25 protein-coding genes are annotated in these 25,919 nt (G+C 58.5%); 15 read left to right on the forward strand and 10 right to left on the reverse strand.

The window, feature by feature from the left end; translation table 11 throughout:
* Positions 1–488 precede the first annotated feature (488 nt).
* Both C8N31_RS15270 and C8N31_RS15275 read left to right on the forward strand, forming a co-directional pair.
* Positions 489–2,837: a GAF domain-containing protein gene (locus C8N31_RS15270; RefSeq protein ID WP_025048596.1), complete on the forward strand. Its 2,349-nt coding sequence runs from the start codon at positions 489–491 to the stop codon at positions 2,835–2,837.
* A 179-nt stretch (positions 2,838–3,016) separates the two neighbouring features.
* Complete coding sequence (locus tag C8N31_RS15275; RefSeq protein WP_025048597.1) at positions 3,017–3,658, forward strand: glutathione S-transferase family protein; 642 nt, start codon at positions 3,017–3,019, stop codon at positions 3,656–3,658.
* Positions 3,659–3,899: 241 nt separating this feature from the next.
* On the opposite strand, the gene C8N31_RS15280 is transcribed toward C8N31_RS15275, so the two are convergent.
* The 4 genes from C8N31_RS15280 to C8N31_RS15305 form a co-directional block, all read right to left on the reverse strand.
* Positions 3,900–7,226, reverse strand: coding sequence for an adenylate/guanylate cyclase domain-containing protein (locus C8N31_RS15280; RefSeq protein WP_025048598.1), 3,327 nt, complete (start codon positions 7,224–7,226; stop codon positions 3,900–3,902).
* A 96-nt stretch (positions 7,227–7,322) separates the two neighbouring features.
* Positions 7,323–7,955 (reverse strand): class I SAM-dependent methyltransferase, encoded by a 633-nt coding sequence (locus tag C8N31_RS15285; protein ID WP_025048599.1) that lies wholly within the window; start codon positions 7,953–7,955, stop codon positions 7,323–7,325.
* A 962-nt stretch (positions 7,956–8,917) separates the two neighbouring features.
* Positions 8,918–9,475, reverse strand: coding sequence for a ubiquinol-cytochrome c reductase iron-sulfur subunit (petA, locus tag C8N31_RS15300; RefSeq protein WP_025048601.1), 558 nt, complete (start codon positions 9,473–9,475; stop codon positions 8,918–8,920).
* A 105-nt stretch (positions 9,476–9,580) separates the two neighbouring features.
* The gene (locus C8N31_RS15305) at positions 9,581–10,105 is read right to left on the reverse strand and encodes a hypothetical protein (RefSeq protein ID WP_025048602.1); all 525 of its coding nucleotides are present in this window, start codon (positions 10,103–10,105) and stop codon (positions 9,581–9,583) included.
* Positions 10,106–10,180: 75 nt separating this feature from the next.
* Here C8N31_RS15305 and C8N31_RS15310 point away from each other — a divergent pair, with 75 nt between their 5' ends.
* Positions 10,181–10,747, forward strand: coding sequence for a Crp/Fnr family transcriptional regulator (locus C8N31_RS15310; RefSeq protein ID WP_025048603.1), 567 nt, complete (start codon positions 10,181–10,183; stop codon positions 10,745–10,747).
* Positions 10,748–10,752: 5 nt separating this feature from the next.
* On the opposite strand, the gene C8N31_RS15315 is transcribed toward C8N31_RS15310, so the two are convergent.
* From C8N31_RS15315 to C8N31_RS15325, 3 genes are read right to left on the reverse strand one after another with little or no spacing between them, the layout of a single operon-like run.
* Positions 10,753–11,202: a DUF411 domain-containing protein gene (locus C8N31_RS15315; RefSeq protein WP_025048604.1), complete on the reverse strand. Its 450-nt coding sequence runs from the start codon at positions 11,200–11,202 to the stop codon at positions 10,753–10,755.
* 11 nt (positions 11,203–11,213) lie between these two features.
* A complete protein-coding gene (locus C8N31_RS15320; protein ID WP_025048605.1) occupies positions 11,214–12,221 on the reverse strand; it encodes a cation diffusion facilitator family transporter in 1,008 nt (335 codons plus the stop codon).
* Position 12,222: 1 nt separating this feature from the next.
* Positions 12,223–12,885 carry a TVP38/TMEM64 family protein gene (locus tag C8N31_RS15325; RefSeq protein ID WP_025048606.1) on the reverse strand — a complete coding sequence of 221 codons (663 nt, stop codon included), beginning with the start codon at positions 12,883–12,885 and terminating at the stop codon, positions 12,223–12,225.
* Positions 12,886–13,291: 406 nt separating this feature from the next.
* Between C8N31_RS15325 and C8N31_RS15330 the strand changes: the two genes are divergently transcribed.
* The 10 genes from C8N31_RS15330 (at position 13,292) to C8N31_RS15380 (ending at position 22,056) form a co-directional block, all read left to right on the forward strand.
* The gene (locus C8N31_RS15330; protein ID WP_231476827.1) at positions 13,292–14,362 is read left to right on the forward strand and encodes a sialidase family protein; all 1,071 of its coding nucleotides are present in this window, start codon (positions 13,292–13,294) and stop codon (positions 14,360–14,362) included.
* A gap of 2 nt (positions 14,363–14,364) precedes the next feature.
* Complete coding sequence (locus tag C8N31_RS15335; protein ID WP_025048608.1) at positions 14,365–15,087, forward strand: response regulator; 723 nt, start codon at positions 14,365–14,367, stop codon at positions 15,085–15,087.
* Complete coding sequence (locus C8N31_RS15340) at positions 15,087–16,526, forward strand: ATP-binding protein (RefSeq protein WP_025048609.1); 1,440 nt, start codon at positions 15,087–15,089, stop codon at positions 16,524–16,526. Before C8N31_RS15335 ends, C8N31_RS15340 begins: the two co-directional genes overlap by 1 nt.
* A gap of 144 nt (positions 16,527–16,670) precedes the next feature.
* A complete protein-coding gene (locus C8N31_RS15345) occupies positions 16,671–17,219 on the forward strand; it encodes a L,D-transpeptidase (protein WP_107992385.1) in 549 nt (182 codons plus the stop codon).
* Positions 17,220–17,338: 119 nt separating this feature from the next.
* On the forward strand, positions 17,339–17,653 hold the full coding sequence (locus C8N31_RS15350; protein ID WP_231476841.1) for a c-type cytochrome: 315 nt from the start codon (positions 17,339–17,341) through the stop codon (positions 17,651–17,653).
* A 287-nt stretch (positions 17,654–17,940) separates the two neighbouring features.
* Positions 17,941–18,537, forward strand: a complete 597-nt coding sequence (locus C8N31_RS15360) for a c-type cytochrome (RefSeq protein ID WP_025048612.1) — start codon at positions 17,941–17,943, stop codon at positions 18,535–18,537.
* 30 nt (positions 18,538–18,567) lie between these two features.
* Positions 18,568–19,446, forward strand: coding sequence for a c-type cytochrome (locus C8N31_RS15365; protein WP_107992386.1), 879 nt, complete (start codon positions 18,568–18,570; stop codon positions 19,444–19,446).
* A 9-nt stretch (positions 19,447–19,455) separates the two neighbouring features.
* Positions 19,456–20,844, forward strand: a complete 1,389-nt coding sequence (locus C8N31_RS15370; RefSeq protein ID WP_037918615.1) for a multicopper oxidase family protein — start codon at positions 19,456–19,458, stop codon at positions 20,842–20,844.
* Positions 20,841–21,326 carry a c-type cytochrome gene (locus C8N31_RS15375; RefSeq protein ID WP_025048615.1) on the forward strand — a complete coding sequence of 162 codons (486 nt, stop codon included), beginning with the start codon at positions 20,841–20,843 and terminating at the stop codon, positions 21,324–21,326. Before C8N31_RS15370 ends, C8N31_RS15375 begins: the two co-directional genes overlap by 4 nt.
* 1 nt (position 21,327) lies before the next feature.
* Positions 21,328–22,056 carry a DsbA family protein gene (locus C8N31_RS15380; protein WP_025048616.1) on the forward strand — a complete coding sequence of 243 codons (729 nt, stop codon included), beginning with the start codon at positions 21,328–21,330 and terminating at the stop codon, positions 22,054–22,056.
* 2 nt (positions 22,057–22,058) lie between these two features.
* Here C8N31_RS15380 and C8N31_RS15385 read toward each other — a convergent pair whose 3' ends face one another.
* Entirely contained in the window at positions 22,059–22,253 is a 195-nt protein-coding gene (locus C8N31_RS15385; RefSeq protein ID WP_025048617.1) for a heavy-metal-associated domain-containing protein, read from the reverse strand.
* A gap of 164 nt (positions 22,254–22,417) precedes the next feature.
* Between C8N31_RS15385 and C8N31_RS15390 the strand changes: the two genes are divergently transcribed.
* Complete coding sequence (locus C8N31_RS15390; RefSeq protein WP_025048618.1) at positions 22,418–24,928, forward strand: heavy metal translocating P-type ATPase; 2,511 nt, start codon at positions 22,418–22,420, stop codon at positions 24,926–24,928.
* Positions 24,929–24,941: 13 nt separating this feature from the next.
* Positions 24,942–25,376, forward strand: coding sequence for a Cu(I)-responsive transcriptional regulator (gene cueR / locus C8N31_RS15395; RefSeq protein WP_025048619.1), 435 nt, complete (start codon positions 24,942–24,944; stop codon positions 25,374–25,376).
* Between the two features lie 5 nt (positions 25,377–25,381).
* Here cueR and C8N31_RS15400 read toward each other — a convergent pair whose 3' ends face one another.
* The gene (locus C8N31_RS15400; RefSeq protein ID WP_197021522.1) at positions 25,382–25,576 is read right to left on the reverse strand and encodes a thioredoxin domain-containing protein; all 195 of its coding nucleotides are present in this window, start codon (positions 25,574–25,576) and stop codon (positions 25,382–25,384) included.
* Positions 25,551–25,889: a hypothetical protein gene (locus C8N31_RS15405; RefSeq protein ID WP_197021524.1), complete on the reverse strand. Its 339-nt coding sequence runs from the start codon at positions 25,887–25,889 to the stop codon at positions 25,551–25,553. Before C8N31_RS15405 ends, C8N31_RS15400 begins: the two co-directional genes overlap by 26 nt.
* Between the last annotated feature and the right edge of the window lie 30 nt (positions 25,890–25,919).

Below are 25,919 nucleotides of genomic sequence, written 5' to 3' on the forward strand. Positions count from 1 at the left end.
CGCCCGCAGATGTCTACTTCGGGCGTGACAAAGCCATTCTAAAACAACGCGAAAGGATCAAACGCAAGACGCTCGAAACGCGACGCTTGCATCACGGCAAACACGCCGCATAATCACACTAACCAGATGAGCCAAACTCTCACTTAGTTTAAGCCGCTCTTGGTTCCAAAATCCCTGACGACGGACAGTCTGTGGATGACGCCGAAAATGGCTGCTGCGCCACTCGAAGCGCGAGACTAAGCTGGGCGCTCCGCGACCGATCCGACACATGCATGCAGCGGTCCAACCGAACCGGACCAACAATGACTGCGAAGAGAAGCTTGACCCGGATGAGAGACCTGATCCCAAAGAACGGAAACAAGACGATGAATTGAACTTGACCCAAACGCCCGATTAGAGAAGCGGCCAATCGCCAATCCGCTGGTCATAACAGGCACGCCCACCTACCATGCCGACAAAGTTCACAGCATGGCTTGGGGCATCTTGGCATGAATAAACAACTCAGTGCTGATCTGGCGCGCCTGAAAGAAGAGCTAAACGGCGCGCGGGAGCGACTGGCTGCGACGCAAGAGATTCTGGGAGTTGTCAGCCAGAGCCGGAAAGATGAGCAACCCGTTTTCGAAGCCATCCTAAATAGCGCCACTCAACTGTGTGACGTGCCGGTGGCCGCGCTCATGCTTCTGAACGAGGCGCAAGGCACCTTTCACATGGCAGCGCATTTGGGAGATTGGAAGGTCCCTGTCGCTACTGAAACCACATGGTCCGTGGACGCGCCACTGCCAGTCGCCCAGTCCTTTCGCGAGGCCCGCACGATTCATGTGACGGATATGAAGGAGAGCACGCCCTATCTGGACGGGGATCCAACCTATCGTCGCATGGTTGATGCCGAGGGGCTGCGCACTCGGCTTTGTGTGCCGCTACTAATTGGAGGCAAAGCGATCGGGACGATTGTGCTGAGTCGTTTGAAGCTGCAGCCGTTCGATGACGACGAAATCGCCTTGATCGAAGGCTTCGCGGCTCAGGCGGTAATCGCAATCGAGAACGTGCGCCAGTTCCTCGAGGTTAGGAACCGCTTGGAACGAGAGAAGGCCTCTGCGGAAATCCTGAACGTGATCAGCCACAATCGCGATGACGACTTGCCCGTCTTCGATGTCGTTCTGCGTAATGCTGCGCGGCTCTGCGACGCGCAGCTCGCGGATCTGGATCTTGTGGACGAAGACAGGCAAACCCTGCGCGAAGTTGCGACTTGGGGCCTATCCGAGCGTGTGATCCCTTCGGATCGCTGGGTCTGGCCTCTCGACAGCGACTTTCTCCACGTTGCCGCCGTGCGCAATGGCAAGGTCGCACACGTGGCTGACGTGCAGCAGACAGACCGCTACCGCGATGGCGATCCCATGACGCGTGCGGTTGTAGACGAAGAGGGCATCCGCGCGTTTCTCGCCGTGCCACTCATATCCAGTAAAACTAGCCTTGGCTGTTTGGTGTTGTTTCGGAAAGAACCTATCCCATTTACCGAAGATCAGATCGCGCTAGTGAAAACCTTCGCGGATCAGGCGGTGATCGCGATCGAGAACGTGCACCAGTTTCGAGAGGTGCAGGAGCGTTTGGCGCGCGAGGCGGCCTCGGCAGACATCCTCCATGTCATCAGTCAGTCGCGCGACGACGATGTGCCGGTCTTCGAGACGATCCTTGAGAATGCCTCGCGGCTCTGCGAGGCTCCGTTGGCCTTCATGAGTGTCGTCACCGAAGACGGCACTGCCTTCCGCGTGCCCACCCATCTGGGCGCAGGCCCCGAGATAGGCAAGATCTGGAGCCACCAGCTGGAAGCGCTGGACGGCTCGGATCTGACAACCTCACACGCCATCCGCACCCTCAAGGCCATCCATGTCGAGGATCTCTCTAACGATCCGAACTTTGGAATGGATGATCCGCGCCGCGCCGAGCTGGTCACTCTGGAAGGTGTGCGTTCTTACCTGGTGGTACCCTTGATCAAGGACGATCTTTGTTTCGGCACTATCAACCTGTACCGCCGCGAGGTGCGTCCCTTCGCGCCCGATCAGATCGCACTCTTAGAAAACTTCGCCGCACAAGCTGTGATTGCCATCGAAAACGTCCGTCAGTTCAGGGCGCTGGAACTGCTCAATGCCGAACTTGAAACACGGGTGGAGGATCAGGTGGGCGAGATCGAGCGGATGAGCCTGCTGAAGCGGTTCCTGCCCACCGCCGTGGCGGACACCGTGGTCTCGTCTGGCTCAGAAGATATGCTCAAGAGCCACCGCGCGCTGCTTGGCGTGTTATTCTGCGACATCCGCGGCTTCACAGCCTTTTGCGAAACCGCCGAGCCGGAAGAGACCATCGAAGTTCTGCAGACCTACCACGAGGAGATGGGCAGGCTTATCAACGCGCATGGAGCAGGGGTCGATCACCGTTCGGGCGACGGGATCATGGTGCTGTTCAACGACCCCATACCCTGCGACAATCCGGCTGGGGATGCCGTTCGACTGGCCATCGCGATGCGCACCCGGATGTCCGAGCTGTGCCAGAAATGGAAACGCATGGGCTACCGGTTGGGCTTCGGTGTCGGACTCTCGCTCGGGTATGCAACGGTTGGAATGGTCGGGTTCGAAGGCAGGTTCGACTACACCGCCTCGGGCACCGCGATCAACCTTGCCTCACGACTGTGCGACGAAGCCGAAGATGGCGAAATCCTTCTCAGCCCGAGAGCGGCCATCGCGGTCGAGGACGAATTTCAGATCATGTCGCGCGGAGAACTGACCCTCAAGGGGCTTCGTGAACCACTGGAGGTTTTCCAACTGGTTGTTGGTGCGGCGACATAACAGGGAACATCGGCAAGGCTTCCCATACGCCTCCTCTGGGCTCTCTGCCGTCATCCGACTCTTTCTGTCAGGTTTCGCTGCCCGACGGATGCCTGAGCGACGGCACTGCAGGACGAACCGGTCCTTGAATTTGGGTTCGTGCCACGTCAAGCTCTTTAAAGTTTATGGGGTGACTTGGCATGTTGGAAGTATGGGGTCGGAAAACTTCATCGAATGTACAGGCCTTGATGTGGTGCATCGGAGAGCTGGGCTTGAAATACGTCCGTCATGATGCGGGAGGTATCTATGGCGGTACTGATAGTGACGACTTTCTCGCCATGAACCCAAACGGTACCATCCCTGTGCTGAGGGACCCGAACCTCGGGCCGCTTTGGGAAACCGGCGCAATCTGTAGATATCTCGCAGCAAGGTATGGCAGTGATAGCTTTTGGCCCGGTGATGTGGTCGCTCGGGCTGACGTTGATCGATGGGCAGAGTGGGCCAAGCTCAACGTTGCTATGGCCTTCACGGTACCGGTCTTTTGGCGTGTCGTGAGAACTCCAATGGCGCAACGCGATCAAAAGACTATTCAGACGGCAGTCGATGCTCTGGAACAAAAGCTGTCAATTGCCGATACTGCTCTTGCTACGCGTTCCTTTATCGTAGGCGACGAACTCACACTTGCTGACATACAGTTTGGTCACATTCTTTTTCGGTATTACGATATCGGGATACGCCGTGCCGACTTGCCGAATGTGCAAGCCTATTACAAAAGTCTCGCCGAACGGCCCGCCTTCCGAGAACACGTAATGCTCTCCTACAACGAGTTGAAAGTAGATTAACTCCAAGCTTTGTGTGCTGTGCCTTCCAGGCGACGTCCGCTTCGGGCGGCGGTTTCAACGGGTCGACGCACCAATGACCGCAGTGCGGAAAACCGGTCGATCGCTGCGCACGCCTGGGATGTCTCAGATGCGGGACGAAGATGCCGTTGCGTGCTATTTTCTATCGGTCAGAGCCGACGTCGACCGCCGGAATTTCCGAGCGTTCCGACAACCGGCAAATAGCAACCATTGCGTCAGAAGATCACTGAAGTTCGCGCAACAACGTTTTGGCCGCAATAAGATCTGGCGTTTCAAACCCCTCTGAAAACCAACTGAAGAGTGGGACCAGCAGTTCATGGGCTTCTTGTTGACGTTCCGCGCTTTGCCAAAAGCGGCACAGGCTGATCGCAGCTCGCAGTTGGAGGCTTTTCGCATCCTGCTGCTGAGCGATGTCCAGTGCATGTTGATAGGCGACTTCTACGTCATCAGCGGCAGAATTGTTCTGCTCGAGCAGTGCTCCCTTTAGACGCAACGTTTCAGCCTGCCAGCGGGTTTCTCCGGTCTTTTTGATCAGAGCCTCAGCTTCTGAGACAACCTCAATTCCTTCGGTAAGCAAGTTGGCTCGGAACAGCGCGTCACCTAGAAGGGCCAAGAAATAGGGGCGTCGCATACCCGTTCCGGTTGCTTGCCAGGCTTTGAGCCCCCTTTGGATGGTTTCGATCCCGAGGTTGCTTTCGCCGGACGCCGCCGTTGCCCACCCCAAGAGTACGGTTGCCTGTGCATGGAAACTCTCGAAACCATTCTTTTCACACATGTCGATGGCAACCTGGGCCTGATGGCCTACGGTGTCTATCTCCAATCGATACTGATAGACCTGAGCCATGAAATAGTGGGCCATGGCGAGACTGAAGGGGTGGGCAATCTTGTTCGCCAGAGCGACTCCGTCTTCGGCCTTTGCCGCGGCTTGCTCCGGATATCCCAGCAAAAAGAGAGCCTCGGATGCCGTGGTTTTGGCGCAGACTCCGGGATCATGTCCTCCATATGTGAAGGCATGATTGCGGTGTTTTTCGAGATCGTACAAAGCGTCGCCTTCGATCAGGTGACTTTGACTTTCGAGATTGTTTCCAACAAAGAGTTGCGTTGTCCAAGCCGCATGGTGGGCTTGCAAAAGATAGTCCACATTTTCCTTTTGCTTTTCGGCCAGTGAGAGAACTTCTTGGGTCGCTGATTGCGCCAAATCGATTTGCCCACGTTGTTGATAAACAAGCCACAATCCCCAAGCAGCCTGATAGGATTGCGCAGCGCCACCGGATGACTCGCAAAGTTCTCTGGCCCTTAAATACATCTCCTCAGCTTCGGCCGCGGCCAACCCCTTGATCGACATCAGCGCCGGACCCAAAGCAAGGCGGAACTCAAGCTCCTGCGCATCGCGATCCGGGGAATGTGGCAGCGTTCCCAAAATGTCGAGCCCGGTGTTAAGATGTGCAATCGCCTCCAGGTTTGCGGATCTCTCAATGGCCTGTTGGCCGGCTTTGAGCCAATGGGGAACCGATTTTTCGGCAAGCCCTGCTTCGTTGAAGTGATAAGCCACAAGCTCCGGCTGATTGTGTGTCAAACTCGCAAACTGTTCATCGAGCGTTTCTGCGACCCTTTGATGGAGAACCTGGCGGTTTCGCTTCAGCAAAGATTGATAGGCTACCCCCTGAACCAGCGCATGTTTGAAAGTATAGACAATGTCCGGTGGCACGCCTCGTCGCGACACTAGCTCCGCATCGACCATCGCATCCAGAGCAGCGGTTAGTTCTTTTTCCGGTTTGGATGCGACCACCGCCAATAGTTGATGTCCAAAATCCCTGCCGATTACCGAGCCAATCTGAGCAACCTCTTTTGCAGTTCCCAGTCGATCCAGCCGTGCCATAAGAGAATCATGTAAGGTCTCCGGAATCTCTGTTGACCCTGCTTCGCCCTCAGCTTCCGCGACAGATCGTGCCAGTTCCTCAACGTACAACGGCACGCCGTCTGCCCGTGCTACGATCTGATCAATAACGTCTTCTGAGAAACCGGCGCCCCCGGATATCTGGATGATCTGCTTGCTTTGAGCACGACTTAGCCGATTCAGGGAGATCGATGTGACATGTGAATTTGCCGCGCCCGAAAGGGAATTCTGCTGGCGGTCGGTTGCCAGTATCAGCACCGGGATATCGGCGACATGATGGGCCAATAGATCCAGAAAATCCCGTGTGGTGGGATCGACCCAGTGCATATCTTCGACGACAAACAGAACTGGCTTGAACTGGGCCAGCGCCAACACCTGATTCAACAGCGCCTTGGTTATACCTTCGCGGCGGCGTTGCGGGGTCAGATCAAGTTTGCCAAAGCGCGCTTCTACTGGCAGCGACAGAAGAATTGCAAACCACGGGGCGTCGTCCGAGGTATCCTGACCGGACAAACGCAAAAGGTTCTCAAGCTTGTCCAGTTTTTTGTTGGCGTCGTCCGCACTCAGGAAACCGGCGGCCTGCTCAAGTCGTCGCACAATTGGATAATAGGCACTGTTGGTGTGGTGAGGAGAGCAATTGTAGCTCAATCTGAAATGCTCGTCGTCAGCGATAGCATCCAGCAACGCGCGTACAATGCGGGACTTGCCTATACCGGCTTCTCCGGACAACTCTACAATTTGGCTTTCACCCTGTTTTGCGAGTTCCCATCTTTCCAGCAACAACCCCAGTTCATGCTCCCGGCCCACAAGGGACTCAGGCGTCACACCTTGTCTCGCTTCAAAGCGGTTTTCCACTGTTCTAGAGCTTGCCACACGCCATGCCTGAACAGGTTCGGAAAACCCCTTGAGTTCCTGGGCACCAAGAGCCTCCCATTCAAACATTGAACCGATAACCCGACGCGTATTGCCGCTGACCACCACTTCTCCAGGTTCGGCAAGTCCCTGCAGTCTCGCCGCCAAATTGGGTGTCTGCCCGGTTACGGCCTTGGCCTCGCGGCCAGATTTGCCGACAAGATCGCCTACAACAACAATCCCTGTGGCAATGCCAACACGCGCCTTCAATGGCTCCTGTCCGCTGACAGATAGCTTCTCGACTTCTGCAATCGCGTCCAAGCCCGCGCGCACGGCTCTTTCTGCCTGATCTTCGTACGCCTGCGGCCATCCGAAATAGGTCAACACCCCGTCGCCAAGATACTTCGCAATGTGCCCACCATAGCGTGTCGCCGCGCCGGCGACTGCGTCCTGATATCGACGCATCACTTCCCGCAAATCTTCAGGGTCAATTTGTTCGGATAACGTGGTGGAACCGACAAGATCACAAAACATGATTGTCAGCTGACGACGCTCGGTGGCATTGCTTTGACCAGCTTCGTCTAAGTCGGGCTCTTTAGCAACAACGGTAGCAGTGGCGCTTTCCTTCTGATTGAGAGCGCGTTGGAAACGTTTGCGCGGGCCCATCGGCAGACCCAGCTCCTTCAAATCGTCTTCCGTCAGATCGTGAAGTTCATGAACTGTAATTTCGTTCTCGATAAATACGTCGCTGTATTTCTCAAGCCCATTTTCTTCCAGCCATCGAAGGATACTGTCTGCCATTGACCATCGCTCCTAATGACAACCTACCATCAAAATCGTAGAAATCTGCAGATATTGCGATCGTTCCTGAATTGATGTCCCGGAGCGAACCCGACTTTATAGTCTGATCATCCTAAAATAGGAAAACTTCTGCTCTCTTCCTTGGGGGGTAAGATGTATTTCACCAACCTCTTCAATCAATTGAAAGCCATCGCCCAAGACGGCGAGAAGTTTCGATGCGTCGTATTGCACAACCTCTAGTCCGCTGCATTTCTCCGGCCCACCAACTGAGAAAGTAGCAATAATGACATGACCGTTAGTAGGCACTGACCGTTTCAAGACTTCTACATATTTCTTTCGTTCCAATCGTTTCGTGAGAAAATGGAAAACCGCGCGATCATGCCAAAGAGAGTAGACATTCGGCGGCTCAAACGAGGTTATGTCGGCCGTATACCACGCGATCCTACTGGAAGCGGCACTCATCCTTTCTCTCGAAAGCTCGATTGCCGCGGACGAGATATCCAGAACAGTCAAATTCGCATAACCGCGCGATGCCAGACAGTCGACAAGCGTGGACGCACCACCGCCTACATCAATGATCGGATCTGTCTTTTTGACACCGCTGTTTTGGACAAGTTGAATTGAGATCGTTGGCTCTTGCTGAAACCAGCTTACCGCCTGAGGATGATTGGTTTGATAGACCCGTTCCCAGTGGCTGCTTGTATCTGACCTACGAACGCGTTTCGCCATAAGGTATTATACGCCTTACCAGCCACCAACGCAACCATGCAGCCGGCTCAAAAACGTTGTTGCGGAAACGGTTGGGTCTCACTCCGTTTTCTAGCCTATCGTGCTAAGCATCACGAACGACTGCCATCCAACATTGGCGACTAATGCTGCGGCGGTCCCCAAGGTCGACTATGGGCTGATTGTGTTGAAAAACTCGACGCAGCGAAATTTGGTCCAAAATTTTGGAACATTCTCCCTGAAGACTGGGCCTCATGAAAAGATGTTTGCAAAAGCGGGCTGTCGCGGGAAAAAGTTCTCTGAATTTGACCGTTCCGGGTCGGACACCGAGTTTTTCAACACAATCAGCTCCGAGCGGCCACCTGACGCTTTTGATCGGGTACTTTGTTGATGAGCGGCCGCTTTCGAGCTTGCCCGATGCTCTCGTTTGCGCCTGCCGCAATTCGAAGCTTGTTGCGTCGGTCCCCAGGCCACTCGGACGCTAAGTGCAGACACCAGCCATTCGTCACCGGAGGTCGACCGGCCGCAGTGTCCGCTCTCCGGTCCTTGATGCGTCGTGTAGCGAATGACTGAAGAGCGGGACAAACCCGGCTTTCGCCGCAGTCGCACTAATGGCCGGTTTCGCCAGATTGCGTATGAGGCGAAAAAGACAAGCTGGGAAGCACTGCTCTACTACCGTCATATAGCCAATGCTAATTATTTCTTTGCGGTGACGAAATCCGCATTTGAACCCACATAAGCGCGCTTTTTGTTTCATCTGACGAAATTGGCAGCGCAGCAATTCGAGATGTTCAGTGAAAGCCATGCTTTCCCGGGAGAGTAACGACACTTATTAGTAATTTATGATCTTATTGTTGGAACCTGTATTTCTGTAACGGTTGAGTTTTGACGCTCAACGTCGCAGCAGTGCTCATCTTATGGAATTGACCTTCATTCGGCAGTGCTTTCGGGAATTGCTGCGCCCACTATCCGAGGGTCAGCACCATGTCCCCTGAGAGCGACAGCGGTGGAATGTACAGATTCTCGGGCGCCGGACCTTTGCGAATCCGCCCAGCCGCGTCGTAATGTGAGCCATGACAGGGGCAGAACCAGCCCCCGAAATCCCCCGCCCCGTCCCCCAGAGGGACACAGCCCAGATGCGTACAGACACCGATCATCACCAGATAAGCCTCGTAACCCACAACGGCGCGATTCTCATCGCTTGCCAGCGCATCGGCAGGCAGATTGGGGTTGCGCGCCTGGCTGTCGGGCAGGTCAGTGACCACATCTGCCCGGGCCTGACCAATCTCTGCCTCTGTGCGATGACGGATAAAGACAGGTTTTCCGCGCCAGTTGACGGTCAATTGCGTTCCGGGCGCGAGACCGGAGATATCGACGGTGATTTGTGCCAGAGCGCGGACATCGGCGGAAGGGTTCATCTGGTTCACCAGAGGCCAGAGCGCAGCCCCAGTGGCCACGACCCCCGCCCCGGCCGTTGCGAAGTACAGGAAATCCCTGCGCGCGGTATCCTCTGACGCTTCCATCATGGGGCATGTGTCTGTGTCTCCAGCGCGGGAAGGTCAAGGCGCGAGATGTAACGTTTTGTCAGCGCACCTCTCTACGGCCAACAAACAAGTCGTTTCGGCGCATCAATGGTGCGGGGCTGCGCCTTTTGCCATCATGAGGTGGTGCTCCTGGTGATGCGCCCCGATGGTCATCAGGCCAAAGAAGCCGAGCCCCTGTATCTGCGCGGCATCGCCATCGACACTGAGCCCCACGCCATCGTCGAGGTCCTCTGTCACAACGTCCCAGCCGGTCTCGGCCGCGAGAAAGGGGGCATGGGCGGGCACCATGGCGCGGATGGCCTCGAGAACACGGGGGGTGCCCCGAATCTCGAACCGGGCCCCTTCCGGTCGCAGGGTGCGGGTGACCACGGCATCCTTAGTCAGGAGATCCATATCGATCAGATGACGGCGCAATCCGTCGATATCGACCCGCTCCCAATCCGTCTCGGGATCGGCCTGCAGGATCGCAACGATTTCCGCCAGGGCGGCAAAGGCTGATTGCCCGGTTTCATGGGGACCTCCCATGTCGTGACCGGTCGCGGAATGGGCGTGCTGGGCCGCCACGGGTGCGGCCATCCCTATGGCAAGGAGGAGGGGAATGAGACGCATGGACGGATCCTTCGGTGGGGTGCTGTCGTATTTAGGCTAGCAGGGGCGCGCGCATCGCAATATGATTTCAATCATATGTTGCCAGATCCCTATGATCATATCCCGAGCTCAGCCCTGCGCCCACTTTCCGGCGCGGTTGGCGATGTGGTGTTTCACCAAGGCGACCCCACCCACGGTCTCTATGTCGTGCAGACCGGACGCGTGCATCTCGAGCGGGTCGGACCAGATGGCGAGCGGTTCATCATCCACCGTGCCCAAGCCGGAACAAGCTTTGCCGAAGCCTCCGTGTTTTCCGAGGTCTATCATTGCGATGCGGTCTGTGTTGAGGCCGGGGCGTTGATCCGGATCGACAAGGCAGCCATCTTGGCCGCTTTGGTCGACCCGGCGTTTGCGCGCGCCTATGGCCGTCAGGCGGCTCAACAGATACAGGTGCAGCGACAGATGCTGGAGATCGTCGGCATTCGGCGCGCAGAAGGCCGGGTGATGGCGGGGCTGGTCGCGGGCCTGCTCGAAGGCTCCGTGATCGAGTTCGCCGCCCGGTTACAGCTAAGCCATGAGGCGACTTACAGGGCGCTGCGAGAGCTTGTGAAGGACGGGCGGGTCATGAATCCGTCCCGCGGGATCTATCACCTGCGCCCATGACCTGATCAGCTGTGGTTCGCGAAGACCGAGGTCACCCCGTCGGAGCCAACAAGCAAGGTATCAAAAGTGTCTCCGGCCCCGGGACCGGCCATGCCGGGCGAACTCATCGGCATGCCGGGGACCGTCAACCCGCGTGCTACCGGTTGTTCTGCCAGCAGCCGATTGATGTCAGCGGCAGGCACGTGGCCTTCGATGAAATAGTCGCCTACGACCGCCGTGTGGCATCCAGCCAGTTCCGGTGCGATTTGCAGCCGATCTTTGAACGCCCAAAGTTGATCTTGATCGACATCCTGCGCCTCGACCGCGAACCCAGCCTGCCGGACATGATCAACCCAGGCGGAGCAGCATCCACAGGTTGGTGTTTTGAGCACCTTCAGAAGGGATGCCGTGTCAGCGGCAACGGGTAATGCCAGGGTGGCAGCCGCGCCTGTCATCAAAAATGTGCGTCGTTTCATTGGGAGGTCCTCTAGGAGTTGTCAGTGAGTTTAGCGTCGTGCGCCGCGCTGTCGAGCGGGTCTGCATGGGCGGCATGGGTGTCTGCGGCGGCGGGCGACACGCGTTGGCCTTCCGGGAGCGTCACATCGAGATCCCGCGCGTGGCGCTCGTCGAGACACTCGGTTTCGAGCTGCAGCGTGACCATGTGAAACCCATATTGTTCCGTCAGTCGATGATAGGCCCGGTTCAGCAGGTCCGCGGCCTCTGCGGGCACACCATGGCGGATATGGGCAGAAAATACGTGTTTGCCGCTGGTCAGTGTCCAGGCATGCACGTGGTGAACATCCAGAACTCCGTCCTGGCCGCGCAGGTCCGCCGTCACAGCCTCGAGATCCGTTCCCTCGGGCGTGCCTTCCATGAGAATGTGGATCGCTTCTTTGATGACACCGACGGAGGCCCAGAGGAGAACCACCCCGAAGGCCATGCCGAGGATCGGGTCAATTGCCAGAAAGCCGGTGAACTCGATCACCAGAGCGGTGACAATGATCAGGAGACTGCCGACAAAGGTCTGGATGATATGCCAGAGCGCACCACGGGCATTCAGATCGTCCTTGCTCGATTGCCACATCAGCCCCAGCGAGATCACCTCGGTGACCAGGCCACCGAAGGCGACCCAAAGCATGGGGCCTGTGGCCAGGTGAATCGGATTCCCGAGCCGCATCGCGCCCATCCCGATCACCAGAAGCGCCATGCCGAGAAGAAAGCCGCCATTCACCAGCGCCCCGATGATCTCGGCGCGGTACCAGCCGAAACTGCGCGCCGAATCCGCCGGGCGGCGGGCAATGCGCTGCGCGATGATCGCCACCAGAACGCCGCCAACCGCCGATAGGGTGTGAAACGCATCCGACAGGACGGCAATCGAGCCGGTCCAGAGCCCCACAGCCAGTTCAATCACGAAATAGACACCCGTCAGCCAGGCGGAGATGACCAGCGCCTTGCCCGACGTGGGCATGTGTCCGGCGTGAGAATGGGATGCCATGTCAGCTCTCTTTCCTTGTAGGGCGGCGTTCGCGCCAAATGGCGAAAAGCAGGGACAATGCGGTAAACCCGCCGAGCGCGACTGCCGTCCAGGTGGCGGTGCGGGCATCCCCGTTCATGGCCTCGCTTCCGAGATGCGCGAGAAGAAAACTCGCCGGGATGATTCCGGCCAGGGTCGCCAGCGCGAAGCGCCACAGATGCAGTTTACTCAGCCCGGCCGCATAACTGATCATGTCGAAGGAAAGAAACGGCAACAGCCGGCTTCCGAAAACCAGAAAAGTCAGGGTGTTCTGCGACCCGAGAAAGTACGGGCCTGTCTTTTGGCCGAAGTGGCGTTCGACGAAGGGTTGGCCGAGCCAACGAGCGAGGAGAAAGGCGCCGAGTGCCCCGAGTTCCGCACCGAGGACGACAAGTAGCGTCCCGAACGTGTGGCCATAAGCGGCGCCGGCAGCGAGCGCGATCGGGGCGGAGGGCAACGGACTAGCAACGATTGCCGCCGTCATGAGCGCGACCACAAGTATGGGCCCCATAAGTCCCGCGGCATCGATCCAGCGGTCAAGGTCCTCACGTTCGGGAAGATTGATGTCAAAGCCCAGAACATCCGGCAATGCTAGAACGGAGATCGCGAGCACCAGAAGGAGCAGTAAGGCAAGCCGAAACATCATGGCCAACCCCACGGCTGCCTGGCGTCCTGTTCAGAGTTTTGTTGTCTCGCGCCTATCATGAGGCGTGACATAGGGCTTCCAGTCGCTGGAAGGTCAAGGGCCAACATCACGTTGATACATTTTGCGACAAAGGAAGTTCGGGTCATTTGGGAAAGATCAATCTATTCTGCGCGTTATGACATGCCGAACGAAAACCAGAGATCATAGACGCTCGCAGGGCCTGCGAAGCGCGAAGGCTTTGTGCGGGCTCCTTGGTTTAGTGATCGCGGCGAGTGGCTTCGTGCTGCCGCAAGTCGGAACGGCTCAGACGGGTGCTGTACTTGTCGATCAGGTAGAAGACATTGTTCTGCCGTCGCTACCAGGAGCGCATGAACCGTCTCTTACGAGCCACGATGGCCTGCTCTACATGAGCTGGCTCGAGCACGAAGGGGATCAAACCAAAGTCATGATGGGCCGCCGGTCCGCGCAAGGCTGGTCCGAACCACGCCTCGTGCATCAGGGGTCCGATCTCTTTGTAAACTGGGCCGACTTTCCCGGTATCGCACTCTTCGACAATGGCACGATCGCGGTTCACTGGCTTCGTGAAATCGGCCCGTCGAGTTTTGACTATCAAGTCGAGATCGCGCTGTCGCGCGACGGTGGCGCCTCCTGGAGCGAACCGCTGATCCCCCATGAAGACAGGTCTTTTGCGCAGCACGGGTTCGTGTCGATGCTGCCTGCGGGTGCGGAGAGTCTGGCCGTCATCTGGCTTGATGGGCGCGCCTATGGTGCCGATCGCAGCGAAGCCTCCACGACGCCTGATGCCATGCAATTGCGGGCAACGACGCTGATAAGCGACGGCTCTCTCGGCCGCGACGTTGCCGTCGATCTACAGACCTGCTCCTGTTGCCAGACAAGCCTCGCCGCAACAGGGGATGGCACCATACTCGCCGCTTACCGAGACCGGACGGATGGTGAGATTCGGGATATCTCCGTCGCGCGGCTGACAGTTGATGGATGGCAAAGGCCCGTGACGGTTCACAATGATGGGTGGGAGTTGGCGGGATGCCCGGTCAATGGTCCGGCAATTGCTGCGGATGGCCATGACGCGGCCGTCGCATGGTTCACCGGTGCAAACGACCTTGCGGCTGTCAAAGTGGCCTTCTCTGACGACGCGGGCCGCAGCTTTGGTGCGCCGGTCCGGGTCGATCTCGGCAATCCCATGGGCCGGGTCGATGTCGAACTGCTCGAGGACGGGACCGCGTTGGTGTCCTGGGTCGAATGGACCGGCGGGAATGAAGCGCTCATGCTGTGCCGGGCGGAAAGGGAAATCGGATGTGTGGCACAGGAGGTGCTGGCGACAAATTCGGCGGGTGCTTCCGTAAACTTCCCAACCATGGCTCGACTAGGCCGCGACATCTTCATCGCGCGGACCCAGCCTGACGAGACGGGCGACCGCATCGCCATCCGCCGGGTAAGACTGACGGAGATCGACTGACCATGTCCGCCCCGCCACATATCCTGGTGGTCGATGACCATGCCGAAATTCGGCAGTCGGTCACACGCTATCTGCAGAAAAACGGGATGCAGGCCACCGGTGCGGGCAACACGTCCGAAATGGATAACCATCTGGGCAAGGAAACCATCGATCTGATCGTGCTGGATATCATGATGCCCGGAGAAGACGGTCTGGCGGCCTGTGCGAGGTTGCGCCGCGAGCATCGGATGACCCCTATCCTCATGCTCACCGCGCTCGGCGAAGATGATGATCGCATCAATGGGCTCGATACGGGGGCCGATGACTATCTGGCAAAACCTTTCAATCCACGCGAGCTTCTGGCCAGGATCAATGCCATTCTGCGCCGTGCGGGCGATGCACCACATGGCGGCACGCTTGCAGGAAAACGCGCGAGCTTTGCCGGAGTAACCTTTGACCATGACGCCGGCCAGGTGACCAAACAGGACGGCACGGCAAACACGCTGACAACTGCAGAAGCCAAGCTGCTGTCGGTCTTTCTGGAACGTCCACGCGCCGTCATCAGTCGGGATGAACTGCTTGAGTTGAGCGCCGGGCGGATCGCTGGCCCATTCGATCGGACGATCGACAATCAGGTCTCGAGACTGCGCAGGAAGATCGAACCGGATGTCCTGCGACCGCGGATCATCACGACCGTGCGCAATGGCGGCTATTGTCTGAATTGCGACGTGGATCTGGAGAGCTGATGCGCATGGGGTTTCGCACGCAGATCGCCATCCTCGTTGTGTCGGTCCTGTTCGTCGCGCAAGTCGTCGGTTTTTGGTTATTCGTGGATGAACGGTCTCTGGCAGTACAGGCGGCAATCGGGAGCGAGGCAGCGGGGCGTGCGGCCAATGTTGCCCGCCTCATCGAAGCCGCCCCACCCGATTTACGCGATGAAATCGTCGCGGCGGCGACCTCGCCGCTGGTGCGCTTCGAACTTGGTGATACGCCGTCAGTCACACATACACATCATGACGAGAACGGTGCCGTAGAGGCCCGAATTCGCGCGCTTTTGAACGATGGTTACAGTCGGGACATCCGTGTCGAGGTCCATGAAATCGAACAGGGTCTTCTCCCGTTGCCGAACCTATCGCCGGAAATGGCCGAGATGCACGCCGAAATGATGCGAGGACGTTTGGCGGCGATCGAAATGGAGGTATCGATCGCAATCGCGGGTGGCCGCTGGTTGAACGTCGCAACAAGGTTCGAGCGTCCGCCGATCCAGTGGTCCTGGGCGTCCACGCTGTCATTTGTGCTGACGTCGGTAGTGCTGCTCCTGGCCGTATTCTGGTTTGTTCTGACGCGCTTGACGCGCCCTCTGAACGAGCTCGCGGCATCTGCGGAGGAATTCGGGCGCGGGGGAGGGCAGGGGTCGATTGCGCCTGTCGGTCCGACAGAAGTTCGGGATCTGACGATTGCCTTCAACGACATGCAGGCGCGCCTTGCGCGTTTCGTCACGGACCGCACCCAAATGCTTGCGGCACTTGCGCATGACCTGCGGACACCCTTGACAGCACTGCGGGTCCGGGCCGAAATGGTAGATGATCCCGAGACCAAAGACGGGATAGCGACATCGCTCGAGGAAATGCAGGAGATGGTCGAAGCCACGCTCGCCTATGCCCGCGGCGTGGGGCAAGACGAAGAGTTGCAGAGTCTCGACGTGGCGGAATATCTCTCTGAACTCCAAAAGAGCACACAGGGCGAACTCGATCTGCAAATGGGACCCGGGGCGGTGGTCCAGATCAAGCCTTTGGCCATGCGGCGCGCACTGCGCAATCTGATCGACAATGCCCAACGTTACGGGCGCAGCCCCGTTCTTTCGTGGGATGTGTCTGATGCGGGCGTCGAAATACGGGTCGACGATTTTGGGCTAGGAATCCCTGAAAATCGCATTAGAGACGTGTTCCAGCCCTATCAGCGGATCGAACAATCCCGATCTCTTGAAACAGGCGGTCACGGGTTGGGGCTCTCCATTGCGCGCAGTATCGTGCTGGAGCATGGCGGTACCATAGACTTGTCTAACCGCGATGAAGGTGGGTTGCGCGCTCGCGTTGTGCTGCCTCTGACCGGCACGTCCGACGTCGGGGAGCGCTTGGATCGGGGATTTGACGACCCACTGCAGGTGCCAGGACACGGGACCTGACCAGGCATTCCTGATGCGGTGTTGATACATATCATTACAAAAAACCAAAGCGCCAAACGTTCCTGAAATCTTCCATATCCGATAGAAAACAAGGCATTCGACATGGAATGAGGCAGAACCATGCAATCAAGAAACCGATTCCTGATGTCCAGACGCGCGTTCGCGGGCGGTTTGGGTACAACACTCCTATTTGCTCCGTCCGTTGTTACCGCTGAGACCGCTGAGCCAGTTCGACGGAACGTCTCGTCCTTTCGTACCCACGCTTGGGAAGACCATTTCGACACCCTCGGGGTTGGGCTGATCATCTCGGATACGTCGTCGAAGGTCCTCCAGCATTGGACCGCTGACGGAGAGATGCGTCTCTACCCGACGTCTGTTCCGATCTCGGATGAACTGACGCGGCGCGGCTATACAGAAGTTGTCGAGAAGCGCGAGAACCCGAGTTGGGCGCCGACGCCATCCATGCGCGAACGCAACCCTGAATGGCCACTGCGCATTCCGGGCGGTGATCCAGCCAATCCGCTTGGCACGCGCGCCCTTTATCTTTCATGGCAGTATTACCGGATTCACGGCACGCAAGACACGCGCAAGATCGGCCGTCGCTCATCGAATGGCTGCATCGGTCTTTACAATGAACACATCGAAGAGGTGTTTGATCGCGTCCCGGTCGGCACGCAGGTCAAACTGGTCTGATGGGACGATACACTCTCATCGCGGTTGCTCTGACAGCATTGCTGGGCTTGGGTTTTTGGTGGTCGGGACAAGGCGATGTGCCGGATGTTGCGGCGGGTACAGAAAGAATTGGCCCAGCAATGGTCGATGTCGCAGTGCCGAAGACGCTTTCGGCGAACGCGGAAATCGGCAAAATGGCCTTCGAGGCAAAATGCGCGGCCTGTCATGGCGCGAATGCGGCCGGACAGGATGGCGTCGCACCTCCCCTCGTGCATAAGATTTACGAACCGAGCCACCACGGCGACGCGGCATTTCTTCTGGCGGCCAAGAATGGCGTCCGCGCGCACCATTGGCGCTTTGGAAACATGCCCCCTGTCGAAGGCGTGACCGACGGTGATGTGAAAATGATCGTGGCCTACGTCCGCGAATTGCAGAGAGCGAACGGGATCAATTGAATGAGTTGGACTTCCGTATCAATTGTGTTGACAACATCTGTCGTCGCTTTTGTAGCCGCAGGGTGCACGCCGATGGGGCGAGGACCACACCATCAATACGAGCCCACTCATGACCGGGGGCCGCACTACGGATATGGCTCGCTATGCGCGGAGTACTCAGGGGACTTTGGGCACCGCGGCGGAGGTCCAAACGCGGCACGTGGACCAGTGGCCGAAAATCATCCGTGTTGGGAAGAAACATAATCCAAGGTTGGAGCCAGAAAACCTTTTGAAACAAGGAGAAACCGATGCGCCTTAGAATTGTAATGGCTGCGTTTTCGCTAACAACAATTGGCATCGCCGCCTTTGCCCATTCCGGCGCAACTGGGGTGATGAAGGAGCGGATGGATGCTATGGGCGAAATGGGCGAGGCCATGAAGCGCCTTACGCCCATGTTGCGTGGCCAAACCGCATATGACCCGGACGTCGTGCGCAACGCGGCTGACACAATGGTCCGTCACGCTGGCACCCAGATGACCGAGCTGTTCCCGGAAGGGTCAAATGGAGCCCCGTCGGAGGCGCTCGACGCGATCTGGGAGGATTGGGAAGAGTTTGCTGCTCTGGCTGAAGCCCTACGATCCAGTGCTGAGGGCATGAAGCTGGCCGCGGAAAATGGCCTTGCCGGCCCCGGGGACATGCCCGGTGGCGGTATGATGGGGACCGGTCAGACCATGATGGGTAGCGGCCAGGGGATGATGGGAACGGGTCAAGGCATGATGGGTGGCACGCCAGGACAGATGATGACCACCGAAATGCTGGCGGAGATGCCCGTCAATGCCGGGTTCATGGCCGTGACGCAGACGTGTTCGGCCTGTCATCAGAAGTTCCGGGCTGAGGAAAACTGACGCGTGCGGTTGCTGTTCCGGGGACTCCTAATGGCTGCGACTGTTGGCGTGACGGGAGGCATAGCCCTCGTTGCATGGCCAATCGGGATCGAGCCGCCTGAGTCACTCGAGGTCCTCGAAGGCGACGTGGATCGCGGGGCATATCTGGCGCGCGCTTCTGGATGCATTGCGTGCCATAGCAATTTCGAAGCCGGAGGCGCACCGCTGGCCGGGGGCGCACCGCTTGAGACAGACTTCGGAACCTTTTATCCGCCGAACCTGACAACCGATCCCGATCACGGGATGGGAGACTGGACGATCTCCGACTTTGCGCGCGCCGTCCGGCAGGGCGTATCGCCGGAGGGTGAGCCGTACTACCCCACATTCACCTATCCGTTCTACGCGCAGTTCTCAGATCAGGACATCGCCGATCTCTGGGCGGCTTTTCAGACCGTTCCTGCGGTTCCGGAACCGTCACCAATTCACGATGCCAGTTTTCCATTCGATCAACGTTGGGGGCTGAAGCTTTGGCGGGCCACATATCTGTCGGAGCCGGACACCGATCCGGTTGAAGGCCGCAGCGATGTCTGGAACAGGGGCAAGTGGCTGGTAAGAGGGGCTGCGCACTGCGGCGCTTGTCACACGGACCGAAACTTTGCCGGGGCCCGTATTACAGACCGAACCTTCGCCGGAAACGACAGCCTGCCGGGCGGCAAAAGCGCGCCCTCGATCCTGCATGCGGATTTGCAGGCCGCTGGTTGGGACGCAGACAGCTTGGCCTATGCATTACGCAGCGGGATCACGCCAGAGGGTGATGTGTTCGGCGGCAGTATGGCGGAAGTCGTGAATTACGGAACGGCGTTTCTGACCGATGCTGACCTTGCCGCCATGGCCACTTACATCCTGGACAACGACCTGTCCGAGAATTGAGAGTTATCGATGACCCTGAACCTTAGCCGCAGAAAGTTTATCGCCGCAGGTGCCGCGCTCGCAACGCTTGGCGCAGGGCGTGGCTGGGCAGCCACCCCGATCGACCTGCACACGCGGGTCGCCGATGTCCAGCTTCTACCAGAGAAGTATGGGCAGACCCGCATCTGGGGTTTTGAAGGAAGGGCGCCGGGTCCGGAAATCAGGGTGGCGCAAGGCGCGCGCGTTCAAAGGCGTCTGATCAATGACTTGCCCGACGCGACCTCCACCCACTGGCACGGTATCCGCATCGGCAACGCGATGGATGGAGTTGCAGGTCTCACCCAGGACGCCATCGCGCCCGGTGCATCGTTTCAGTACGACTTCGTGGCACCTGATGCGGGCACCTATTGGTACCACGCACACAACCGGTCGTTCGAACAGGTAGCACGCGGCCTTCATGGCGCGCTGATCGTCGAAGAGCCGGAGCCGATTGATATCGACCGTGACGAGGTTCTGATCCTTGACGATTGGCTTGTCGACCCCGAGACCGCCCAGATCGCAGATACCTTCAGGGCGATGCACGATCTGAGCCACGCCGGGCGGCTTGGCAACTACATCACCACGAACGCCACCTATAACCTCGCACTGCCGGTCAAGCGGCACGAACGTCTGCGCCTGCGCATGATCAACGCTGCAAATGCGCGCGTTTTTCAGCTGGCGCTCGATGGTCTCGAAGGCTGGATCGTTGCGCTCGATGGCATGCCTCTCGCCCAGGCAAGGCTGATCGATAGAAATATCGTCCTCGCGCCCGCGCAGCGGGTCGATCTGATCGTAGATGTGACCGCGGAAACTGGTGGCGCCGGACATATCGTGCAGATCGACCGCAACGAGAGTTTCTCGCAGGTGGCTTTCGAAGTGACTGGAGACGCTACTCGTGCGCGCCGGGACGCTCCCCGCGCGCTCCCTCCGAATGTCCATGCGATGCCCGATCTGGCCGAGGCCACAAAACTTGAATTGCTCATGCAGGGCGGTGCTATGGGCGGCATGATGGGTGCGATGATGGGCGGGCAGATGTCGTCCATGCGCGACATGATGCAGTCCGGCAACTTCTGGGCGTTCAACGGAGCGGTCGGCGGCATGGACGGCGCGCCGCTCGCAGCCATATCGCGTGGTGAGACGGTGCGTCTTAAGATCAACAATGATACGGCGTTCCCCCATGCCATGCATCTGCACGGAATGCACTTTCACGAGATTGCACCTGACGGGAGTCTTGGGACGCTTCGGGATACAACGCTGCTGGATCGTGGCGAGGTCCGCGACATTGCGTTCGTGGCCGACAACCCCGGCAAATGGCTGCTGCATTGTCATATGCTGTCGCACTCAGCTTCGGGCATGATGACCTGGATCGACGTGGCATGAACCGGGGCACTGCCTTTGTCGGGGCTGTTTCTATCGCCATGATTGGAGCGGGGATCCTTTTCTGGATGGCCAATGCGGCAGGCTCGGATAGCGGGGTCATACCAAAAGACGTGGATATCACCGCGGGCCAAACCCTTTACGTCGAGAATTGTGCGTCCTGCCATGGTGCCAGTCTGGAAGGGCAGGAGAACTGGCAAAGCCCGGGCGAGGACGGTCGCTTACCGGCACCGCCGCATGACGAGACAGGACACACCTGGCATCACGCGGATCAGGTTCTTTTTGAGTACACCAAGCTTGGTGGCCGCGCACTGATGGCGGCTCAGGGCATGGAGTTCGATAGCAGTATGCCAGGCTTCGGGGATCAGCTTTCCGATCAGGAGATCTGGAACATTCTTGGATACATCAAGTCGACCTGGCCCGACCGAATACAGGAAATGCAAGCGGTGCGGACCGAAGGCGAGACACGGAAGAGGGAAAATTGAGATGAAAATACTTTTGAGGCTGGTTTTGGCGTCGATCCTCGTTGTCCCACTTGCCGTTCAGGCCGACGGTCTGAGCGAAGATCGCGTCAAGGAACTCGTGCTTGAGGCTATTCGCGAGAACCCCGAGATCGTATTGGAGGCGGTTCAGATCATAGAGCAGCGCGAGCAGCAGCGTCAGGCAGCAGCCGCTGCAACCGTTCTATCCGAGAACCGCAATCTACTGGAAAACGACCCGAATGCGCCGGTGCTCGGCAATCCAGAAGGAGATGTGACAGTTGTCGAGTTCTTCGACTACAACTGTCCTTATTGCCGCCGCGTGAAGCCGCATATCGAAGCATTGCTGGAAGCAGACCCGAATGTCCGGCTGGTCTATCGGGAGTGGCCAATTCTGGGCGACGGGTCCGTCTTTGCCGCACGCGCGGCGCTCGCCGCACGCGAGCAGGGCAAGTACGAAGAGTTCCACTGGGCGCTTATGGGAATGGCGGGACGGGCGGAAGAAGCTTCAGTCATTCAGATGGCCGAGCAGGTTGGACTGGATGTCGCGCAATTGCGGCGCGATATGGAGTCTCCAGAGATTGATGCGCATATCGCAGCGTCGATGGAACTGAGCCGCGCGATCGGTTTCAATGGAACACCATCCTTCGTGATCGGTGATGCCCTCGTTCCCGGTGTCATCGAGGCAGAACAGATGATTCGTCTCGCGGAAGAAGCGCGCGCAGCCGGCCAGTGATCTTAGACCGGAGCCGCCTCGTATCCCGCAGACTTGATTGCTTCGATCACGGCCCCGTCAGTTTGGGATGTTGTGACTTCAACCGTCCGGGCATCGAGGTCGGTTGAAACCTGCGCTGTGGGATCGAGAACTGTGATTTCTTTGGTGATTGCAGCGGTGCAATGGCCGCAGCTCATGTTTGGGACGTGGAATTTCACATGAGGTCCTTTCCTGACTTGGGCTCGAGATAGGGATTCCAGCAGGTGGAAGGTCAAGTGGAAGTCGGTGAGTGAGGCAAAACAATTTTTCTTCATCTGCCCTATTGAGCTTCCAGTCACTGGAAGCCCTATATTCGTTGCGAACTCAGATGAGGCGAACCGACATGACTCAAAATCCGCAAGTCACTCTTGGCATCGAAGGCATGACCTGCGCGTCTTGCGTTGGTCGTGTGGAAAAGTCCCTTTCGGCGCTGGAAGGCATCTCCGATGTCTCCGTCAACCTCGCGTCTGAATCGGCACGGCTGTCCGTCAACGACCAGGCCCGTCTGCAAGAAGCCGCCCAAGCGCTGGAGACGCTGGGCTACCCTGCGCGGACTGCCAGGGTCACGCTCAACATCGCATCCATGTCCTGCGCGTCGTGCGTCGGGCGGGTCGATAAGGCGCTGGCTGACGTGCCAGGTGTCTTGTCCGTGACCGTGAACCTCGCCGCCGAGACAGCCGTCGTCGAATTCCTTGAAGGTCCAGTCGCGACTGCTGATCTGATGGCTGCGACAGCTGCCATTGGTTACCCCGCCGAGGTCGCGGAAGCGAACGCCAGCCAGTCGCGCGTAGAACGCAAGGCGGAAGAAGCGGATAAACTCCGCCGCAACGTCTTCTTTGCGGCGGCTCTGACACTCCCGGTCTTCGTTTTGGAGATGGGCGCACACCTTGTCCCGGCCTTTCATATGGCCATAGCGAACAGCATCGGGACCCAGACATCCTGGGTCATCCAGTTCGTTCTGACGACGATCGTTCTCTTCGGCCCCGGCAGGCACTTCTTTTTGAAGGGTATTCCGGCGCTGCTTCGCGGTGCCCCGGACATGAACAGTCTTGTCGCTGTAGGCACAGGTGCCGCTTGGACCTACTCGGTGGTCGCAACCTTCCTTCCCGGCCTGCTGCCTGTGGGCGTGCGCGCAGTATATTTCGAGGCCGCTGCTGTTATTGTCGTGCTCATCCTGATCGGACGCTGGCTCGAAGCCCGAGCGAAGGGACGGACTGGCGCGGCAATCGAGTCGCTCTTGGGACTTCAGGTCCGTACCGCCCGCGTCCTGCGTGATGGTGAGACCGTAGAGGTTGACGTCGATGCGCTCGGCGTTGGCGACACGATCCTCGTGCGCCCTGGCGAGCGGATTCCCGTCGATGGTGAGGTCGTTGATGGGACCAGCAACGTTGACGAGAGCATGATAACAGGCGAGCCTGTGCCCGTAACGAAAGCCGCAGGCGCAACCGTCACCGGCGGCACGGTAAACGGCACCGGCAGCCTGACTTTCCGAGCGTCACGCGTAGGCTCTGACACGACGCTCGCGCAGATCATTCGAATGGTCGAAGAGGCGCAGGGCGCCAAACTGCCAATCCAAGGCCTGGTGGACCGGGTAACGCTTTGGTTCGTGCCCGCCGTCATGGCCCTGGCAGCCCTGACAGTTGTTGTTTGGCTATTGGTCGGCCCTGACCCGGCATTGACCTTTGCGCTGGTGGCGGGAGTGTCAGTGCTGATCATCGCCTGCCCCTGTGCCATGGGGCTTGCCACGCCGACCTCGATCATGGTGGGAACAGGACGCGCAGCCGAGATGGGTGTTCTGTTTCGCAAGGGAGACGCGCTTCAGGAACTCTCAACCGTCAACGTCATCGCGCTTGATAAGACCGGAACGGTGACAGAGGGCAAACCAACGCTGACCTATGTCGTCGTCGCAGAAGGCTTCGACCGCGAATCCGTCCTGGGTCTAATCGCTGCCGTGGAGGAGCAGTCAGAGCATCCGATTGCCGAGGCCATCGTCCGAGGCGCGCGCAGCGAAGGCATCACAGTTCCCTCTGCGTCCGGCTTCCGGTCAGTTACCGGATACGGGGTCGCGGCCATGGTCGATGGCAAAGAGGTCATGGTTGGTGCGGATCGCTACATGATCCGCGAGAACGTCGACATCGCGTCCCTTGTCGACACCGAAAAAAATCTGGCCAGCCGTGGTCGCACCGCGCTCTACGCGGCCGTTGATGGCAAGTTGGCTGCCGTCATCGCGGTTGCCGATCCGGTAAAACCCGCGAGCCGTGACGCAATTGCCGCTCTCCACGGCCGAGGCTTCCAGGTCGCCATGATCACCGGCGACAAGCAGGAGACGGCCGAGGCCATCGCCCGCGAGACAGGGATCGACCAGGTCATCGCGGGCGTGCTGCCGGACGGAAAGGTCGCGGCGCTTGATGACCTAAGGGCAGGGGGCCGCAAGATTGCCTTCGTGGGCGACGGGATCAACGACGCGCCTGCGCTGGCGCATGCCGATGTGGGCATCGCGATCGGCACGGGCACGGACGTGGCGATCGAGTCCGCCGATGTGGTGCTGATGTCAGGCGATCTGCGCGGCGTGGTGAACGCGGTCGAGGTGTCGAAGCGGACGATGTCGAATATCCGCCAGAACCTCGTTTGGGCGTTCGGCTACAACGTGGCCTTGATCCCGGTTGCTGCGGGTGTGCTTTACCCCGCCTTCGGGTTGCTGCTGTCTCCGGTTTTCGCCGCGGGCGCGATGGCGCTGTCCTCGGTTTCGGTCCTGACCAATGCGCTGCGCCTGCGCCGTATTGCCCCCGCGATGTATGAGCCGCCAAAGACTGAGACGCCACTCACGCAGGCCCAGACCGAACCGGCAGAATAGGAGATTGAGCCCCATGAATATTGGAGAAGTCGCGGAACGCTCTGGTATCCCGCCCAAGACCATTCGCTACTACGAGGATATCGGTCTTGTTCGCCCGCAACGTAGTGGTAACGGCTACCGGGCCTTTCGCGAGATGGATGTGCACAAGCTTGCATTTCTCGGTCGTGCCCGCGCCCTCGGGTTTTCAATCGAGGACTGCCGGACCCTGCTCAGCCTCTATGAGGACGAAAGCCGCGAAAGCGCGCAGGTCAAGGCCATTGCAGAGGAACATCTGACCGCGATTGACGAAAAGATCACGCAGCTTCAGTCGATGCGAGAGACGCTCTCCCATCTGATAAAATCCTGCCACGGCGACCATCGTCCGGATTGTCCGATCCTGAGCGACCTGGCCGGCGACCCTACAGTCGTGCGCACCGTCTCTTCGCTTGCCAATAAGGCAGCAAAATAGCCTCCTCAATCGCGTGCGACGCTTCTTGCCGATGCACGCTCGAACGCATCGAGCACCAGCGTCTGGGTGAGGATTTCCGGCAGAGAGATGCCCGACGGGGCTTCTGGCCCGAACACGATGTTGAACGGAATGCCGTACCGGCCATGGCGTTCCAGGAACCTCGCAATCTCGTCGTCAGGTCTCGTCCAGTCGGCTTGCATCGCGATAACCGTCTCGTCGCTTATCCACCAATACAAACATGCTTGGATCGCGATGACGTCCCGTTCGCTGTTGCGCAACGGCAAATAGGAAGAAGCTCACATAGTTGATGACAAAGACGACCGGCAGACCGTTGGTTGCAACCTGTCTAAGAAACCGCCCAAGCGCGGGACCCCCTCCAAGCAATGCAGAACCAAAGCCCGGGGCAAGTAAAACATAAAGAAAGAGAACTGGAATCAGTGCTGCGAGGCTGAACAGCAGGACGTTTCTCACGAAACGAACACCTGGCATATCCGTGGAAAAGTATCGTTCCATGTGGCTAGGCTGACATAGCGATCACAGCAA

Source organism: Sulfitobacter mediterraneus, from assembly GCF_003054325.1.
Classification (GTDB): Bacteria; Pseudomonadota; Alphaproteobacteria; order Rhodobacterales; family Rhodobacteraceae; genus Sulfitobacter; species Sulfitobacter mediterraneus.

What these genes read in the sequence shown, in the direction of transcription:
- C8N31_RS15270 (WP_025048596.1), top strand. Translation starts at nt 489, where the DNA reads ATGAATAAACAACTCAGTGCTGATCTGGCGCGCCTGAAAGAAGAGCTA.
- C8N31_RS15275 (WP_025048597.1), top strand. Translation starts at nt 3,017, where the DNA reads ATGTTGGAAGTATGGGGTCGGAAAACTTCATCGAATGTACAGGCCTTG.
- C8N31_RS15280 (WP_025048598.1), bottom strand. Translation starts at nt 7,226, where the DNA reads ATGGCAGACAGTATCCTTCGATGGCTGGAAGAAAATGGGCTTGAGAAA.
- C8N31_RS15285 (WP_025048599.1), bottom strand. Translation starts at nt 7,955, where the DNA reads ATGGCGAAACGCGTTCGTAGGTCAGATACAAGCAGCCACTGGGAACGG.
- petA (WP_025048601.1), bottom strand. Translation starts at nt 9,475, where the DNA reads ATGGAAGCGTCAGAGGATACCGCGCGCAGGGATTTCCTGTACTTCGCA.
- C8N31_RS15305 (WP_025048602.1), bottom strand. Translation starts at nt 10,105, where the DNA reads ATGCGTCTCATTCCCCTCCTCCTTGCCATAGGGATGGCCGCACCCGTG.
- C8N31_RS15310 (WP_025048603.1), top strand. Translation starts at nt 10,181, where the DNA reads ATGTTGCCAGATCCCTATGATCATATCCCGAGCTCAGCCCTGCGCCCA.
- C8N31_RS15315 (WP_025048604.1), bottom strand. Translation starts at nt 11,202, where the DNA reads ATGAAACGACGCACATTTTTGATGACAGGCGCGGCTGCCACCCTGGCA.
- C8N31_RS15320 (WP_025048605.1), bottom strand. Translation starts at nt 12,221, where the DNA reads ATGGCATCCCATTCTCACGCCGGACACATGCCCACGTCGGGCAAGGCG.
- C8N31_RS15325 (WP_025048606.1), bottom strand. Translation starts at nt 12,885, where the DNA reads ATGATGTTTCGGCTTGCCTTACTGCTCCTTCTGGTGCTCGCGATCTCC.
- C8N31_RS15330 (WP_231476827.1), top strand. Translation starts at nt 13,292, where the DNA reads ATGAGCTGGCTCGAGCACGAAGGGGATCAAACCAAAGTCATGATGGGC.
- C8N31_RS15335 (WP_025048608.1), top strand. Translation starts at nt 14,365, where the DNA reads ATGTCCGCCCCGCCACATATCCTGGTGGTCGATGACCATGCCGAAATT.
- C8N31_RS15340 (WP_025048609.1), top strand. Translation starts at nt 15,087, where the DNA reads ATGCGCATGGGGTTTCGCACGCAGATCGCCATCCTCGTTGTGTCGGTC.
- C8N31_RS15345 (WP_107992385.1), top strand. Translation starts at nt 16,671, where the DNA reads ATGTCCAGACGCGCGTTCGCGGGCGGTTTGGGTACAACACTCCTATTT.
- C8N31_RS15350 (WP_231476841.1), top strand. Translation starts at nt 17,339, where the DNA reads ATGGTCGATGTCGCAGTGCCGAAGACGCTTTCGGCGAACGCGGAAATC.
- C8N31_RS15360 (WP_025048612.1), top strand. Translation starts at nt 17,941, where the DNA reads ATGCGCCTTAGAATTGTAATGGCTGCGTTTTCGCTAACAACAATTGGC.
- C8N31_RS15365 (WP_107992386.1), top strand. Translation starts at nt 18,568, where the DNA reads ATGGCTGCGACTGTTGGCGTGACGGGAGGCATAGCCCTCGTTGCATGG.
- C8N31_RS15370 (WP_037918615.1), top strand. Translation starts at nt 19,456, where the DNA reads ATGACCCTGAACCTTAGCCGCAGAAAGTTTATCGCCGCAGGTGCCGCG.
- C8N31_RS15375 (WP_025048615.1), top strand. Translation starts at nt 20,841, where the DNA reads ATGAACCGGGGCACTGCCTTTGTCGGGGCTGTTTCTATCGCCATGATT.
- C8N31_RS15380 (WP_025048616.1), top strand. Translation starts at nt 21,328, where the DNA reads ATGAAAATACTTTTGAGGCTGGTTTTGGCGTCGATCCTCGTTGTCCCA.
- C8N31_RS15390 (WP_025048618.1), top strand. Translation starts at nt 22,418, where the DNA reads ATGACTCAAAATCCGCAAGTCACTCTTGGCATCGAAGGCATGACCTGC.
- cueR (WP_025048619.1), top strand. Translation starts at nt 24,942, where the DNA reads ATGAATATTGGAGAAGTCGCGGAACGCTCTGGTATCCCGCCCAAGACC.
- C8N31_RS15400 (WP_197021522.1), bottom strand. Translation starts at nt 25,576, where the DNA reads ATGCAAGCCGACTGGACGAGACCTGACGACGAGATTGCGAGGTTCCTG.
- C8N31_RS15405 (WP_197021524.1), bottom strand. Translation starts at nt 25,889, where the DNA reads ATGGAACGATACTTTTCCACGGATATGCCAGGTGTTCGTTTCGTGAGA.